Here is a 14683-nt window from a genome sequence, read left to right as displayed (position 1 = left end):
CAATTTCGAACCAGTCTCAGCTGGGTCAGTAGAACTGCTCTTTACACTGCGCCAGGTTCGCGCCACTCAGCGAGAGCGGCGGTGTGTGTCAGCTTGAAGGTGTCACGGCTGGTCAGCGATCTTGCCCGGTTGAAGTGGTTGCAAACGGAGGAATGGACGGAGGCGCATTTCTGTAAGCTTCGCATACGCCTGAAACGTTGCATGGCGCGTTCGCGTCGTTGAAACGGGCGGTGCGCATCCTCAACCCGGTTGTTGGGCCACCTGCCCGTCCTTTGTTTTTCGAGAACACCCAATTGTCTGAGCGCAGCCTTACAGGATGCGAAACGATCCGTGTCACTTCATCATTTTCTTAAGGAGTTTCAATACCGCCTGCTTGTTTCGACGTTTGGTGACAACGGCTTCCAGCACCTCGCCTTCGTGATCAACAGCCCGCCAAAGAAAATTCCGCATGCTATTCACCTTCGCGAAAACCTCGTCCACGTGCCAATTCCATTTGGAGAACGCGCAGTTGCTGCACACGCCTCCGTCTTTTCTCAGCAGCAAACATCGGGCCAAACCTGTTCCACCAATATCGGACAGTTTCGTGGCTCACGTCGATGCCTCGCTCGTGCAACAGATCTTCGACATTTCGAAGTGAGAGCGGGAAACGGATGTACAGCATCACAGCAAGGCGGATGATCTCGGGGCTGGTTTTGAAATACTGGGGGATCATCTTTGTATGAGTAAAAGCCACGAAAGCTCCCTGACTCGCTCAAGCAAAGCTCTTCTGACAAGAACGATGAAACAATTCCCTGTTCCCACAAGAAAATTCCCTGCTCCAACTTCCAGGGATGTGTGCGACATAAGCCGCTGAAAAACATACAATTCTGACACGAAAAATGCCTGTATTCGAACCCATCTCACGATAATTTCCTGTAAATTGCAGACTATCAGGGAAATCCAGCCCAAAGCGACCCCGCCAAAATGCGGCACTGAGACTGAGGCTTGAATCGTGCTCCGAGTGTACGGTCTGCTCCCTCTCAGATTGAAAACGCATGCGCCAACTCGCGGGAATTGCGTCACAATTCCGGATCAGAAAACACGACTGAAGTGAGACAGGTATGAGTGGCGGTGCTGTCAGACGAATTCGAACCAGTCTCAGTTTGCCGCGGAAACCGCGAACCTATCCGGAACAAAGTTGACGCCACTCGCTAAGAGCGGCGGCGCGGGTCAGCTTGAAGGTGTCTCGACTGGCTAGCGATCTTTCCTGGTTGAAGTGGTTGTATACGGAGGAATGGACGGAGGCGAATTTCTGCAAACTTCGCATGCGCCTGAAACGCTGCATCGCGCGCTCACGTCGTCGAAACGGCAGGTGCGAATTCTCGACGCGGTTATTGAGCCACCTGCCCGTCTGCTGTTTTCCGGTAGCGCCGAGTTCTCTGAGAGCAGCCCGATACGACGCGAAACGATCGGTGACTACTTCTTCAGCTTTACCGTGCCGCTTCATAAATTTCCTGAGGAATTTCAGTGCTGCAGCCTTGTTTCGGCGATTGGTGACAATGGCTTCCAGCACCTCGCCCTCATGATCAACGGCCCGCCAAAGATAATGCCGCTTGCCATTCACCTTCACGAAAACCTCGTCCACGTGCCACTTCCATTTGGAGTATGCTCTCAATTGCTGAACACGCTTTCTTCGGATCTCAGCAGCAAAAATTGGACCAAACCTGTTCCACCAATACCGGACAGTTTCGTGGCTCACGTCGATGCCTCGCTCGTGCAACAAATCTTCGACATCCCGAAGCGAGAGCGGGAAACGGATGTACGGCACTACCGCCAAGCGGATGATCTCGGGGCTGGTTTTGAAATACTTGAAAGAGGCAGATTTGGTCATGAGCAAAAGCTACGAAAGCCCCCTGCCCGTCTCAACCCAAGTTCTTCTGACAAGACCGTTCTGAGCTTATGAAGGGATTCACTTCACTCCGGCGAAGAGTATTTGTTTTTTGCGGTCTGCATCCCTTTGACACACAACGAAATCCTCCTCATGCAAAAAGCCCTGAGGGGAGGACGCAACTAAAAAATGCCCAAAATCGTCTCGCCCTGCGACTAGCGCAACCAAAGTTTTCACGCCGTTTTGCTGTTTCATTGAGGGCTTTATGAAACGCAACGCCGCACCAATGCGTCTATCGTCTGTGTTATTGGGTCCTGATGCGTGGAAAAGATGCCCGTGATGCATAGATGCTTGCCCCGCACGCAATTCGGCAGCGACTGCATCTCTTTCGTTCACATCGACTGCGATTTCCTGCCCACGTGACAACAGATTGTTTTCGCTGAAGGTGTCCACGTGAGGCACGATACGGCTTTTGTGGCTGCCAGGAACAAATTTCATACACCCGCTTTGCTCAGACGCTTCTGAAATCGCAACCCAGCACGTAACCTCTTCAGCATCATCCAATCCCCAATAGGTCAAGTCTTGGTGCCACGAGACTATCTTCGATGATCGCGCTTCTTTTACGAAAAGTGCACCGCTCCAAACCATGAGGTCCGACCCCAACACAGTTGAAGCAGCCTCAATCAGCTTCGGATGGCGAAGAAGTGCATCGAATGATGGTATCAGCCTGTCCGGATAAGAATATAGAAGCTTGAGTTTCTCTGGGTCGTCTCTGAGAATGCGCTCTGCTTTCTCAAAATCATCGCGCAGCGTTTGGACCTCAGAAGCTGTCAGGATATCCAGCGGAGCTACGAAACCATCTCGTTCATAAGTCTTTGCAATATCGCGCGTGCGTCTATCCATCGTCATTATCCGGAAAAGTCAACTGCACCTTCATTGATTGGCTTCGATCAGACGCGACCTCGAAAGCAGTGACGGCCTCGCCAACCTCGAAGGAATGCGTCACCAACTGGTCGACATTTATTAGTCCACTTCGCATCATCTCGACTGCGACTGAGAACTCGGAATGGAAACGGAAAGACCCGCGAAGCAGTATCTCTTTTGCAGTCAACGCCTGCATCGGCACTGTCATATCTCCGCCCAGACCAAGCTGAACCAATGTTCCACCCGGTCGCAAGCAAGCGACACCAGAAGCCAGAGCCGATTGAGCCCCGGAACACTCCAGTTGGACATCAACTTGGCCCTTGTCCTTTTCAAACTGCTCCAGTTTTTGCGGATCGGCGTAGGTGTTGATGACATCGTCTGCCCCGCATTCAAGCGCTAGAGCGAGGGTCTGGTCCGAGATATCTGTCGCCACTATTCTGGCCGCCCCAGAACGACGCACCGCCAAGATCGTGAGGCATCCGATCGGACCACATCCCGTGATAAGTACCGTTTTACCTAGGAGGCTCCCGGCTTGTTTAATCGCGTGCAAACAGACCGCCAGAGGTTCGGCCGTGGCGGCCTGGGCAGGACTCAACCCATCTGCCGGAACGCATTGACCGGCTTGTGCCACGAGTTTGCTTTGAAATGCGCCTTGGATATGCGGAAACGGTATCGCGCTGCCATAGAACTTCATATCAAGACAGTGGTTTTGCTGCCCGATCAGACAATAAATGCAGGCTTGGCAAGGGCGGGATGGAGAAACTGCAACGAGTTGACCTAGGTGTAGCCCATCTACACTTGACCCAACTTTCACGATTTCCCCGGCGACTTCGTGTCCTAGCACCATCGGCTGACGCAACTTTATCGCACCGAAACCACCGTGGTTAAAATAATGCAGGTCAGAGCCGCAAATCCCACCCGCGCGCATGGCAATCAAGACTTCGTCTGGCCCCACGTCTTGAACGTCCCGGTTTTCCAACCTCAGATCTTTTGCGGCATGGATAACGACAGCAACACTGGCCGAAGACATTGCACGGACTCCCTATACAGATTGCCAAAAGATACGGATAGTCGGTGCTGACAACCAAGGGATTTTTGCATGACGCTTGAAATGTTCAACCTAAAGGGAACGCGCGCACTGGTAACAGGCTCTAGCCAAGGCATTGGATTTGCGTTGGCTCGTGGCTTGGCTGCCGCCGGCGCGCAGGTCGTTTTGAACGGGCGCGACACCGCGAAATTAGCGGCAGCAGCATCCGAGTTGAGTGAAACAGGCGCCTCGATACGTGAACTTTCGTTCGATGCAACCGATCATGAAGGTGTCCGATCTGCCGTGGACAACTTTGAAGAGAACGTCGGCCCCATAGACATCTTGGTAAACAACGCCGGCATGCAACACAGGACTGAGTTACAGGATTTCCCTGCTGATGCCTTCGAGCGCCTATTGCAGACAAATGTCGCGTCCGTCTTTCACGTCGGTCAGGCTGTAGCACGGCACATGATTGAAAGAAAGTCAGGTAAGATCATCAACATTGCGTCGGTGCAATCCGCATTGGCACGACCAGGTATTGCGCCCTACACGGCAACAAAAGGTGCCGTAACGAACCTGACAAAAGGTATGGCAACTGATTGGGCCAAGTATGGTCTAAACTGCAATGCCATTGCGCCTGGATATTTCGATACACCTTTGAACGCCGCATTGGTTGCTGACCCAGAGTTCAGTGCATGGCTGGAGAAACGTACCCCGGCCGGTCGCTGGGGCAATGTAGAAGAACTTGTCGGTGCCGCCATTTTCCTTGCGTCCCCTGCATCCAGTTTCGTCAATGGACATACGCTCTACGTCGATGGCGGGATAACGGCGTCACTTTGATTTTTGGCGTTCAATCGTCTGCTAGGTACGACTTACGTACACTTCGTTTAAAGCGCCGACGCCAAAGCAATCACCACAACAACCATCAATGAAGCCGCCATCGCAAGGTTGATCCTTTGATGCGATCTCTCGCTTAAATCAAGGCTACCCAGCTTTGCGCCAGCCCCCAGCCAGATCATGTGCACTGGCACCCAAATCATATTGAAAACTATAATTTTTATGACGAACTCCCAAACCGGCGCATCCGGCAAAAAGGCAAACCCTGAAAACAATGCTGTGCCGACCACATAAGCCTTGGGATTAATGAACTGAAGTGTCAGCCCGTTCGCAAATCCAAGTGGCGAAACCGCAGGGGAAAACCCAACCTTTGAGCCAGCGCTGGCAATACGCCAGGCGAGAAATCCCAAATACCCGACAGAGGCAAATAGCAGGAAAGTTCTAAGCACCGGTACAGCCAAAGCTACCGCAGCGACTCCAGAGACAACCAACATCATGTTGATGAACCCGCCCAGCATCAAACCAGCGACGAAGGCGAGTCCAGCTCGAAAACCAAATGCGGATCCAATGCCTGCAGTTGTTAAAACACCTGGGCCCGGCGTAATCAGCAAAAGGAAAACCGCAACAGCAAACTCAAACACTTTTCAGATTGACCTTTTACAGATCTCTGCATTCCGGCACCGCTGTGATCACAGATCCGTCCTTAAGGTGTTGCAGGAGATTGTCGACGGTTAGGTCACCCATTGCTGCTCGTGTCTCAATAGTCGCGCTACCAGCGTGAGGGAGCAGAACGACATTGGACAGCTCTCGCAATGCCTTTGGAACACGAGGTTCGTCCTCGAAGACATCGAGCCCCGCGCACCCTAGCTCACCGTTTTGCAATGCATTGATGAGGGCAGTTTCGTCGACGACCGAACCTCGGCTAACGTTTATTAGAGTGCCGCCTGCCCCCAACGCGCGTAACACCTCAGCGTTGACCAGCTTATTGGTCGACAGGCCGCCGGGCGTGATGCATATGAGGACGTCCACATGTTCTGCCATCTCAACCAAATTATCGAAATATCGGTACGGGACATCCTTTTGATTGCGTGTGTGATAAGAGATTTCGGGTGCCCACGGCTCCAACTTATCAACGATCGCCTGACCAATGCGACCAAGACCAAGAATGCCTATTTTTTGATTGTCGGCTGATCGCGTCAAAGGGGCATTTCCTTCAACTTCCCACCGTCCGGACCGAACGTAATCATCGTCACGTATGAGTTCTCGATAACATGACAGAAACAGCAGAACGGCGGTGGTTGCGACTTCTTTGTTCAAAACATTGGGCGTGTGCGTCACAACAATCCCGCGCTCAGCCGCAGCATTTGCGTCGACAGCGTCGTAACCGACCCCATAGACACTGATCATCTTCAGGTTACTGAGTGATGTCATCAGGTCGTGCGGAACACCATCATGCCCGTTTGTAACGATATGCGTAACACTTTCCGCGTTGAAATCGTCCAATTGATGAATGTCGAACGCTGCAGACAGGCGCTCTCGCATCCGTTCAGTGATCCCTCCGATTTGCAACAAGTCAGTCATCTTGGCCGACCTTTTGCCGCTGAACACCAAGTCCATCGATGCGAAGCTCCATGACGTCGCCTTTTTTCAGATAAACTGGTTCCGGTTTGATCCCCATTCCAACGCCGGGCGGTGTTCCCGTTGAAATGACGTCACCAGGGTGCAGTGTGAAAAGTTGACTTAGATGCTCAATGATCTCGGCAACGGAAAAGATCATCGTAGCAGTATTCCCGGTTTGCATGCGCTGACCGTTTACATCCAGTGACATTCCAAGGCTTTGAGGATCCGGCACCTCATCCCTGGTCACGAGCCAAGGACCAGTAGGGCCAAATGTGTCGCAAGACTTACCTTTGGTCCATTGACCGGTCAGTTGAGTTTGAAAATGTCTTTCCGAAACGTCGTTTACGATGCAATAGCCCGCAATATGTTCGAGCGCATCGGCCTTGGAAACGTATTTGGCCGTCTTACCGATGACCACACCCAGTTCGCATTCCCAGTCGGTGTGTGTAGATCCCCGCGGCATGACAACGTCGTCATAGGCACCTATGACGGCTGAGTTGGCCTTGAAAAAAAGTATCGGATGCTCGGGAATATCTGCGCCGGTTTCTGCAGCATGGTCCGAGTAGTTCAAACCGATGCAAAGAAATTTACCGATGTCACCGACACATGGTGCGATACGAGGATCACCCTCCACAATTGGCAGGTTGTTCGAATCCAATGAACGCAAATTATCAAGCGTTCCATCATCCAGCACGTCACCCGTGATATCGTTGATATGGGCGGACAGATCCCGCAATTGACCCTCAGAGTCGACCAGGGCCGGCTTTTCCGAGCCCTCGGCTCCGTAACGAACAAGTTTCATTTCTGTTCCTTTTAGTGATTGTCGCGTGGCATGAAGCCTCGCGCGATATCGCGGTAGTTTTCTGCACCCTTGAGCGTCATACCGCGATCCAAACGATCTACTTTTTCGCGGAATATTTCCTGCCACGGGGATTGGTTGGGCGGCATTGCATACCCGCCCTTTGCCTCCAGATCGCGGGCGCGTTCATGCAGTTCTTCAAGCGAAACCAGCATATCTGCAGTGCCTTTGCCAAGATCGATGCGCAGTCGGTCGCCATTTCGCACCAAGGCCAACCCACCACCCTCTGCAGCCTCGGGTGAAGCATTCAGGATAGACGGGCTTCCCGATGTACCGGATTGCCGTCCATCACCGATGCAAGGAAGGGCTTCGATGCCTTGCTTCAACAAATATGCGGGCGGCCGCATGTTCACGACCTCTGCAGCACCTGGGTATCCTTTTGGTCCTGCTCCGCGCATAATCAGAATACAGTTTGCGTCGATGTTTTCTGCGGGATCATCGATCCGATGGTGAAAGTCCTCAGGCCCATCAAACACAACCGCCCTACCCTCAAATGCATTAGGATCATTCGGGTTCGACAGGTAGGTCTCGCGAAATGCCTTTGAGATCACAGATGTCTTCATAATCGCGCTTTCGAACAGGTTGCCCGAGAGATTGATGAACCCCGCCTGTTGCTTAACCGGGTTACCGACTGGCTTGATTACTTCGCTATCCAGCGACCGGCGCGCCGAGCAATTATTGCCCATTGTATTGCCGTTCACCGTTATCGCATCGGGATGCGGCAGCAATCCAGCATCAAGAAGCTCTCCGACGACCGCGGGAACACCCCCAGCCTGTTGGTAATCTTCGCCCAGATACTCACCCGCAGGCTGCATGTTAACCAACAGTGGAACGTCGTGGCCAAGTTTCTGCCAGTCGTCGTTGTTCAATGGAACATCAAGATGCCGGGCGATTGCATTCAGGTGGATTGGCGCGTTCGTCGATCCACCAATCGCAGAGTTGATAACAATCGCATTCTCAAAAGCCTGACGTGTCATGACATCGCTGGGGCGTAGATCCTCCCAGACCATGTCCACAATACGTTTACCGGTTTCATAGCTGATTTGACCGCGCTCTCTATACGGGGCTGGTATGGCTGCTGATCCAGGCAATTGCATACCCAAGGCTTCAGCAAGCGAATTCATGGTCGTTGCTGTTCCCATCGTATTGCAATAACCCACCGAAGGTGCTGCGGCGGCTGCAATTTCCATGAACTCGTCGGTGTCGATTTCGTCAGCCGCAAGGTCTTCGCGCGCTTTCCAGATAACCGTGCCCGATCCGGCGCGTTCACCTTTCCACCAACCGTTCAGCATTGGACCAACTGACAAGGCAATCGCTGGGATGTTGACAGTCGCAGCGGCCATGAGAAGTGCGGGAGTAGTCTTGTCGCAACCAATGTTCAGAACAACGCCATCAATCGGATACCCAAATAGACTCTCAACCAAGGAGAGATAAGCCAGATTGCGGTCAAGTGAGGCCGTTGGCCGTTTGCCGGTCTCTTGTATCGGGTGGACCGGTATTTCGATGCACGTTCCCCCGGCGGCGATGATTCCGTCGCGAACGCGTTTGGACAACTCGATATGATGCCGGTTGCAGGGGCTCAAATCACTGCCAGTCTGAGCAATGCCAATGATCGGTTTGCCTGATTGCAGCTCTGCACGGGTCAACCCGTAATTCAGGTATCTTTCCAGATACAGTGCAGTCATTTCAAGGTTCTCGGAATTCATAAACCACTTGCGAGATCGCAGATCGTCCTTTGATACTTTTGTCATTGGGCTGACCAACCTCCGTCAATTTTATGTGTCTGTACTGTGGTGCATGCACTCTCAACCCATGCCGGATAGACGATCAATGCAGCAATCTCTTCCGCTTTCGCTACACGCCCGGTAGACTGAGGCGCCACGAATTGAGCAAGCGCTTCTTCTCTGCTGCCCAGCTGCTCTCCCAGCGCATCTACGCGGTCACGCCTGCTGGGACTCTCGACTGTTCCAGGGCAAGTACAATTGCACCGAATTTCTCGCACTATTAAATCCACCGTCACCGATTTCGTCACCCCAACAACGGCAGCCTTTGTCGTGCGCACCATTGAGCGCAGATTGTGGTCCATGGCGAAATCCCTTTCACCATCCGCTGCATCAAGAATAGTTCCGTGATGCACGAGCCCGTCGCCGTTGAACAAAACATCTGGCTTCAATCGCGCGACCCCATGATGAATACTGCTATTAGCGCCACATTCATCTCGAAAATTTCGTGATTTTCGAGATTCTGACCGCGAATCGAATTTAGATTTTTGGAGTTTATATCCGTCGCATAGTCTTTCGCACCCCTTCTTGCCGATGCAATCGTGCTTGCAATTCTGATCCTTTGTGAGGTGGCTATGGCTAGGTCGCGCTTCTCCTTAAGCCTTTCTAACATATAAATATTCCGACTCATAAGGTGGCGGTTGAACACGTGTTATTTCGTTCCACAGATCAACCGGAAAGCAAAGAAACCTTGGCGGTTTAGCAACGACTTCTGGCATGTGGGCCCAGAGCCGTTAGCGTATGACAGAGATTTTGGTTTGGCCATAACCATGCGTGGCGCACCTTGGGAAGGACGTAGATGATGAGCAAGCAGTTCAAAGTGGCTCTGTTGGGAACCGGCCTGATGGGTGCCCCCATGGCGCGGAATATTTTGCGCGCCGAATTTCCGCTCACTGTTTGGAACCGCAGCTTGGAAAAGGCAAAACCGTTAACAGCAGAAGGCGCGAAATTGGCGGAAACTGCGCCGCTGGCGATTTCGGGTGCAGACGTAATAATAACCATGCTCTCGGATGGATACGCGGCCGGCGCGCTACTTTCTGATGAGGCTTTCCGCGAACAACTCAAACCGGGGATGATCTGGATTGATATGTCCAGCGCCAAACCCGAACACGCCAGAGAGCAATCCGCGCAATTGTCCTCGATGGGGGTGCAGCATCTGGATGCCCCGGTTTCCGGCGGCACCATGGGTGCAGAAGCTGGCACCCTCGCGATCATGGTCGGTGGCGATCAGGGCGTTATGGAGCGTGTGCGACCGGTTCTGACAGCAATGGGCCGCCCTGTGCATGTTGGCCCAAGTGGTTCTGGTCAATTGTGCAAATTGGCCAATCAAACAATTGTCGCTGTGACGATATCGGCTGTCGCCGAAGCGACACTACTGGCTCAACAAGGCGGTGCAGACCCCACCGCGTTGAGGGCCGCACTTAAGGGGGGCTTTGCGGATAGCGTTATATTACAACAACATGGCGAACGCATGTCTGATGGAAATTTTGCACCCGGAGGTTTGTCTAAGTTGCAAATAAAGGATTTGGACAACACACTAGAGGAAGCGCACAGCCTTGGCGTTGAGCTACCCAGCACCCAATCTGTGCGCGATCGTTTCGATTATTTGATAAACGAAATGGATGGGGCCGAGCTGGATCATTCGGCTTTGTATCTGGAACTCAAAAAACGGAATGGAATGCTGTGACGCGGGTACTTGTTATAGGCGGTGGAGGAATGCTGGGCCAGAAACTGGCCCATCGCATTTCGACCCAAGAAACTTTTGGAGCAGATGCCCAAATCTCACTGTTCGATCTCTCATTCCCGCACGACAGTGCGCCAGGTAAGCAAATTGTGGGGAACTTGGCTGCGTCAGGCACCGCCAGGTCCATTGCAGCTCAGCGTCCGGACGTCATATTCCACCTTGCAGCCATCGTTTCAGGCCAAGCTGAAACAGACTTTGCGTTGGGCTGGGATGTCAATCTTATGGCGACCTGGGCACTGCTGAACGCACTCAAGGATGAACACGAGGCATCAGGAGGCGAGTACACGCCTCGTCTGGTTTTTGCCTCGTCCATAGCAGTTTTCGGGGCACCGTTCCCGGACAAGATAAGCGATGAGTTCCTCTCGGCACCTTTGACCAGTTACGGAGCGCAGAAAGCGGCCTCTGAATTGATGATCACGGATTTCAGCAGGAAAGGATACATCGACGGTATTTCCTTGCGCTTGCCCACCTTGTGTGTACGCCCAGGCAAAGCGAACGCTGCCGCTTCGTCCTTCTTTTCAGGTATAATCCGCGAGCCATTGAATGGGGTTGAGGCTGTCTTGCCTGTTGCCGAAACTGTTCGCCACTGGCACGCCAGCCCCTGCGCCGCCGCGACTTTTTTGACCCATGCTGCAACAATGGACACGCAGCTTTTGGATGACAGACGCGCGTTGAACATGCCGGGCGTAAGTTGCACCGTCGCCGAACAAATCGAAGCGCTGCGCGCCGTGGCCGGCAAAGATGCAGTTGGCCTAATCAAGCGAGAACCCGACGAGGCAATCGAACGGATAGTCAAGAATTGGCCCCGCGACTTTCAAACGGATCGCGCTCTGGAGTTGGGGTTCGAGGCGGAAACAAGCTTCGATGAGATCATTCAGGTGTACTTGGAAGACGATTTTCGGCTTTAGTCGCCCATCGTCTTTCCAGTTAGGTGGCGTTTCAGATGATCGTGAATTTTCTCGCGTGTTAAATGCTCATCCCCTGACAATGCTGCCTCCAGGATATCGGCATGGTGTCTTATGTTCTGAGAAATGAACTCAAAGTTCCGGTCTGCCACCATCAATTGCTGTCTGAACTGCGCGTAAACTCGGCTATGCATTTGTTTTAAGGTTTCCGAGCCGCAGGCGGAAATAAGCGTTTGGTGAAACTCCCTCTCCGAGGCAAACCATATCTCGATAAGGCCGCTCGGGTCATTTGCGGCGTGTATGCGTTTTTCGATATGGCTAAGTTTGTGATGCGCGGCCGTCAGTCTTGCTTCCCAATCCACCCCGCCACTACGGATCGACATCGCGGTACCTTCGGCCTCTAACAAAACACGGACATGTGTCAATTCGATAAGCTTCTGCGGCGAACGCATTGGCACGCGGAAACCTTTTTGTTCCTGAAAGTCCACCAATCCAACAGCGGACAAACGAAAAAGGACTTCGCGAACTGCACTCGCAGAACAGCCATACTCTTTACGTAATTCTTCGGCCCGCACCTTGGCTCCATGCTCGAATCCATTCGAGATGAGACGCATCTTAAGATTTTGATAAATATCGACTTCTTCTTTCATCCCGGTATGCGCCTTCAAATTTTGTCCAAGTAGGGTACTAAGCCTATTTTCGAATTTACGCAAGAATCTCGAAATTTTTAGAAATTTCAAATTCTTCTTGTTGCATTCGATTCGTCGGCTTAACGTTTATCTGCGTGACGGCAAAGGAGGCGGCAAGATCTCCCTCTCCGCGCAACGCTCAACGTCTGGGAGGACAATATGAAAATAGTCAAGACAGCGGCCGTGGCGGCCGTAGCCACGACAATGGCAGCCGGTTTCGCGATGGCTGAAACCACGAAGCTTAGAATTCAAACCCATTTTTCGCCCGAAACTCTGTCTGGCCAGATGGCTGCAAAATTCGTTGAAGACATTCAGGAGATGTCGAACGGCGAAATCGAAGTTGAGATGTTCTATTCCTCTTCGGTGGTCAAATCAGTTGAAACCTTCGATGCCGCAGCTACCGGAATTCTGGATTGCGACATGACAGGCGGTGGCTACCAGACCGGTAAAAATCCTGCCTTTCAGTTTGCGGGCGACCTGCTCGGCGGGTATCAGAACCCATATCAGCAAATGGCTTGGCTTCTTCATGGCGGCGGAAGAGAAGCTGTAAATGATCTATACAACGGCTACGATATGGAATTCATCGGATGGTGGATTCCCGGGCCAGAGTCGCTGTCTTCGACCAAGCCAATTGCAAAAGTGGAAGACTTCAAAGATTGGAAGTTCCGCTCGCCTCCAGGCCTAGCAACCAAGGTATTCGCGGAACTTGGTGCTTCTCCGATCGTGATGGACTTCAACGAAATCTTCACGGCTTTGGAAACCGGCATCATTGATGGTGCGGATGCTGCGAACCTGACGAACAACGTGGGTCTGGGTCTGTACGAGATCGCAGGTCACACAAACTATCCCGGTTTCCACTCGATGCCCGCAGATCACCTCGCCTGTCGCAAAGACGTTTGGGAAGCGATGCCTGCGCACCATAAGAAGATCATGGAAGTCGCAATGGATAGCTTGGCATTGCACAATGCGACCATCAACGAAGTGCAGAACGCTCAGACTGCAAAAGACCTGAAAGCAAAGGGTGTTCAGTTGTACGAATGGACGCCTGAAGATCTGGCAGCCTATCGCGCGGCCGTTCAGGTCGGTTGGACTGAGTTCGCAACGACCCCTGAAGCACAGGCGCTGCTGGAAAGCCACATCAACTTCCTGCGTGACCTGGGCGCAATGCAGTAGTTAGGCCGCGACCGACTTACGACACACGGAAAGGCCGCACTAGCGGCCTCTCCGGATCGGTGCCGGGATCCAGAGCTTCATGAAAATCACCAGAATAATAAGTCACGTACTACAATACGAAATGCCGGAAGTTCTGGGCTACTCGCAACAGTATTATGACAAGCGCACAACCCATCTGGTTGAGGTTCAGACAGATGAAGGGGTAACCGGTTGGGGGGAGTGCTTCGGCCCCGGAAACGTAGCTATTGCCAACAAATCCATCGTGGAAAAGGTAATCCAGCCAATGGTCCTTGGCATGGACCCTTTGGACAAAGACGTGATCTGGCACAAGGTGTACAACCTTTTGCGAGACCATGGCCAAAGCGGAATGCCAATACAGGCTTTGTCCGGTGTGGACATCGCACTTTGGGACATCACCGGCAAAGTCTCTGGCCTCCCCCTCCATAAGCTTGTCGGCGGCGCGCATCGCACAAGCGTTCCTTGCTACGGCTACGGCATGATGCTCCGGGATGAACCGATTGCCAATCTGGCCAGCCGTTTTGAGGATGAAGCCTCAAAGATCAAGGAGATAGGATTCACCGCCACCAAAATGAAAACGGGCTTTGGCCCGAAGCCTGATGTGAAGCTGTGCGAAGCAGTTCGACGCGGGGTTGGTGATGACTTTCCATTCATGGTCGATGCAAACCATGCCTATACGACTTCGGACGCATTTTTTGTCGGTCGGGCGCTGGAAGAACTGGACGCATACTGGTTTGAAGAACCCGTCGCGCCAGAAGACATGGGCGGATACCGCGAACTGCGTACTTCGCTGAAAGTCAACATCTCGGGCGGTGAGGCGGTATTCAATCGCTGGGCCTGGCGCAATCTTCTTGAAAATCGCGGCATCGATATAGCGCAGCCAGAAGTATGCGCTTTGGGCGGTGTTTCAGAGTATCTCAGGGTACTGGCCCTATGCCACGCCCATTTCACTCCAGTCGTAAATCACGTCTGGGGTAGCGCCATCGCTGTCACAACTAATCTGCATTTACTGGCGGCCATGCCCGCAATTCCAGGCGGCTTGCACCCATGGGAGCCGATGCTGGAGTTCGACACAACGGACAACAAGTTTCGGGACGATCTGCTGACCGTACCGCTGGAAATTCAAAATCAGGTCAAGGCCAACAACGGCCGTGTAATGATCCCGACTGGCCCCGGACTGGGTGTCGAGCCGGATCGAGACTTTATCGATCACTACAGGATCGAAGGATAGGGACGAGG

The 14683-nt window shown here is 52.7% G+C and carries 14 protein-coding genes and 1 pseudogene; 5 read left to right on the top strand and 10 right to left on the bottom strand.

Going from position 1 to position 14683, the window contains the following annotated elements; translation table 11 throughout:
• Nucleotides 1-41: 41 nt before the first annotated feature.
• The 4 genes and pseudogenes from ACR0FE_RS10715 to ACR0FE_RS10700 form a co-directional block, all read right to left on the bottom strand.
• A pseudogene (locus ACR0FE_RS10715) lies at nt 42-712 on the bottom strand (IS6 family transposase).
• A 450-nt stretch (nt 713-1162) separates the two neighbouring features.
• The gene (locus ACR0FE_RS10710; RefSeq protein ID WP_480912735.1) at nt 1163-1870 is read right to left on the bottom strand and encodes an IS6 family transposase; all 708 of its coding nucleotides are present in this window, start codon (nt 1868-1870) and stop codon (nt 1163-1165) included.
• 78 nt (nt 1871-1948) lie between these two features.
• Nucleotides 1949-2770 (bottom strand): phytanoyl-CoA dioxygenase family protein, encoded by an 822-nt coding sequence (locus ACR0FE_RS10705; RefSeq protein ID WP_480489591.1) that lies wholly within the window; start codon nt 2768-2770, stop codon nt 1949-1951.
• On the bottom strand, nt 2763-3821 hold the full coding sequence (locus ACR0FE_RS10700) for an L-idonate 5-dehydrogenase (protein WP_480912734.1): 1059 nt from the start codon (nt 3819-3821) through the stop codon (nt 2763-2765). The genes ACR0FE_RS10705 and ACR0FE_RS10700 overlap by 8 nt, the downstream gene beginning before the upstream one ends.
• A gap of 69 nt (nt 3822-3890) precedes the next feature.
• Here ACR0FE_RS10700 and ACR0FE_RS10695 point away from each other — a divergent pair, with 69 nt between their 5' ends.
• The gene (locus tag ACR0FE_RS10695) at nt 3891-4658 is read left to right on the top strand and encodes an SDR family oxidoreductase (protein ID WP_170815676.1); all 768 of its coding nucleotides are present in this window, start codon (nt 3891-3893) and stop codon (nt 4656-4658) included.
• Nucleotides 4659-4705: 47 nt separating this feature from the next.
• On the opposite strand, the gene ACR0FE_RS10690 is transcribed toward ACR0FE_RS10695, so the two are convergent.
• From ACR0FE_RS10690 to ACR0FE_RS10670, 5 genes are read right to left on the bottom strand one after another with little or no spacing between them, the layout of a single operon-like run.
• Nucleotides 4706-5296 (bottom strand): LysE family translocator, encoded by a 591-nt coding sequence (locus ACR0FE_RS10690; RefSeq protein ID WP_480912733.1) that lies wholly within the window; start codon nt 5294-5296, stop codon nt 4706-4708.
• Nucleotides 5297-5312: 16 nt separating this feature from the next.
• Nucleotides 5313-6197, bottom strand: a complete 885-nt coding sequence (locus tag ACR0FE_RS10685) for a 2-hydroxyacid dehydrogenase (protein WP_480536079.1) — start codon at nt 6195-6197, stop codon at nt 5313-5315.
• Nucleotides 6198-6228: 31 nt separating this feature from the next.
• Nucleotides 6229-7077 carry a fumarylacetoacetate hydrolase family protein gene (locus ACR0FE_RS10680; protein ID WP_170614489.1) on the bottom strand — a complete coding sequence of 283 codons (849 nt, stop codon included), beginning with the start codon at nt 7075-7077 and terminating at the stop codon, nt 6229-6231.
• Between the two features lie 11 nt (nt 7078-7088).
• A complete protein-coding gene (locus ACR0FE_RS10675; RefSeq protein ID WP_170614488.1) occupies nt 7089-8885 on the bottom strand; it encodes an IlvD/Edd family dehydratase in 1797 nt (598 codons plus the stop codon).
• On the bottom strand, nt 8882-9307 hold the full coding sequence (locus ACR0FE_RS10670) for an SDR family oxidoreductase (protein WP_480912732.1): 426 nt from the start codon (nt 9305-9307) through the stop codon (nt 8882-8884). The genes ACR0FE_RS10675 and ACR0FE_RS10670 overlap by 4 nt, the downstream gene beginning before the upstream one ends.
• Before the next feature lie 410 nt (nt 9308-9717).
• Between ACR0FE_RS10670 and ACR0FE_RS10665 the strand changes: the two genes are divergently transcribed.
• Together ACR0FE_RS10665 and denD are read left to right on the top strand one after the other, a co-directional pair.
• Complete coding sequence (locus ACR0FE_RS10665) at nt 9718-10602, top strand: NAD(P)-dependent oxidoreductase (RefSeq protein WP_170614487.1); 885 nt, start codon at nt 9718-9720, stop codon at nt 10600-10602.
• 29 nt (nt 10603-10631) lie between these two features.
• Nucleotides 10632-11567 (top strand): D-erythronate dehydrogenase, encoded by a 936-nt coding sequence (denD, locus tag ACR0FE_RS10660; RefSeq protein ID WP_480912731.1) that lies wholly within the window; start codon nt 10632-10634, stop codon nt 11565-11567.
• On the opposite strand, the gene ACR0FE_RS10655 is transcribed toward denD, so the two are convergent.
• Complete coding sequence (locus ACR0FE_RS10655; protein ID WP_170815678.1) at nt 11564-12214, bottom strand: GntR family transcriptional regulator; 651 nt, start codon at nt 12212-12214, stop codon at nt 11564-11566. The genes denD and ACR0FE_RS10655 overlap by 4 nt on opposite strands.
• A 198-nt stretch (nt 12215-12412) precedes the next feature.
• Between ACR0FE_RS10655 and ACR0FE_RS10650 the strand changes: the two genes are divergently transcribed.
• Nucleotides 12413-13426: a TRAP transporter substrate-binding protein gene (locus ACR0FE_RS10650; RefSeq protein WP_170376099.1), complete on the top strand. Its 1014-nt coding sequence runs from the start codon at nt 12413-12415 to the stop codon at nt 13424-13426.
• 79 nt (nt 13427-13505) lie between these two features.
• Complete coding sequence (locus ACR0FE_RS10645) at nt 13506-14675, top strand: mandelate racemase/muconate lactonizing enzyme family protein (RefSeq protein WP_170614484.1); 1170 nt, start codon at nt 13506-13508, stop codon at nt 14673-14675.
• Nucleotides 14676-14683: the final 8 nt, after the last annotated feature.

It is taken from the genome of Ruegeria sp. K7 (assembly GCF_056531785.1).
This window is presented reverse-complemented; position numbering and strand designations above follow the sequence as displayed.

Bases quoted from the DNA above. Each gene is read 5' to 3' on its own strand.
- ACR0FE_RS10680 (WP_170614489.1), bottom strand. From the start codon at position 7,077: ATGAAACTTGTTCGTTACGGAGCCGAGGGCTCGGAAAAGCCGGCCCTG.
- denD (WP_480912731.1), top strand. From the start codon at position 10,632: ATGCTGGGCCAGAAACTGGCCCATCGCATTTCGACCCAAGAAACTTTT.
- ACR0FE_RS10675 (WP_170614488.1), bottom strand. From the start codon at position 8,885: ATGACAAAAGTATCAAAGGACGATCTGCGATCTCGCAAGTGGTTTATG.
- ACR0FE_RS10705 (WP_480489591.1), bottom strand. From the start codon at position 2,770: ATGGATAGACGCACGCGCGATATTGCAAAGACTTATGAACGAGATGGT.
- ACR0FE_RS10665 (WP_170614487.1), top strand. From the start codon at position 9,718: ATGAGCAAGCAGTTCAAAGTGGCTCTGTTGGGAACCGGCCTGATGGGT.
- ACR0FE_RS10655 (WP_170815678.1), bottom strand. From the start codon at position 12,214: ATGAAAGAAGAAGTCGATATTTATCAAAATCTTAAGATGCGTCTCATC.
- ACR0FE_RS10650 (WP_170376099.1), top strand. From the start codon at position 12,413: ATGAAAATAGTCAAGACAGCGGCCGTGGCGGCCGTAGCCACGACAATG.
- ACR0FE_RS10710 (WP_480912735.1), bottom strand. From the start codon at position 1,870: ATGACCAAATCTGCCTCTTTCAAGTATTTCAAAACCAGCCCCGAGATC.
- ACR0FE_RS10700 (WP_480912734.1), bottom strand. From the start codon at position 3,821: ATGTCTTCGGCCAGTGTTGCTGTCGTTATCCATGCCGCAAAAGATCTG.
- ACR0FE_RS10695 (WP_170815676.1), top strand. From the start codon at position 3,891: ATGACGCTTGAAATGTTCAACCTAAAGGGAACGCGCGCACTGGTAACA.
- ACR0FE_RS10645 (WP_170614484.1), top strand. From the start codon at position 13,506: ATGAAAATCACCAGAATAATAAGTCACGTACTACAATACGAAATGCCG.
- ACR0FE_RS10685 (WP_480536079.1), bottom strand. From the start codon at position 6,197: ATGCGAGAGCGCCTGTCTGCAGCGTTCGACATTCATCAATTGGACGAT.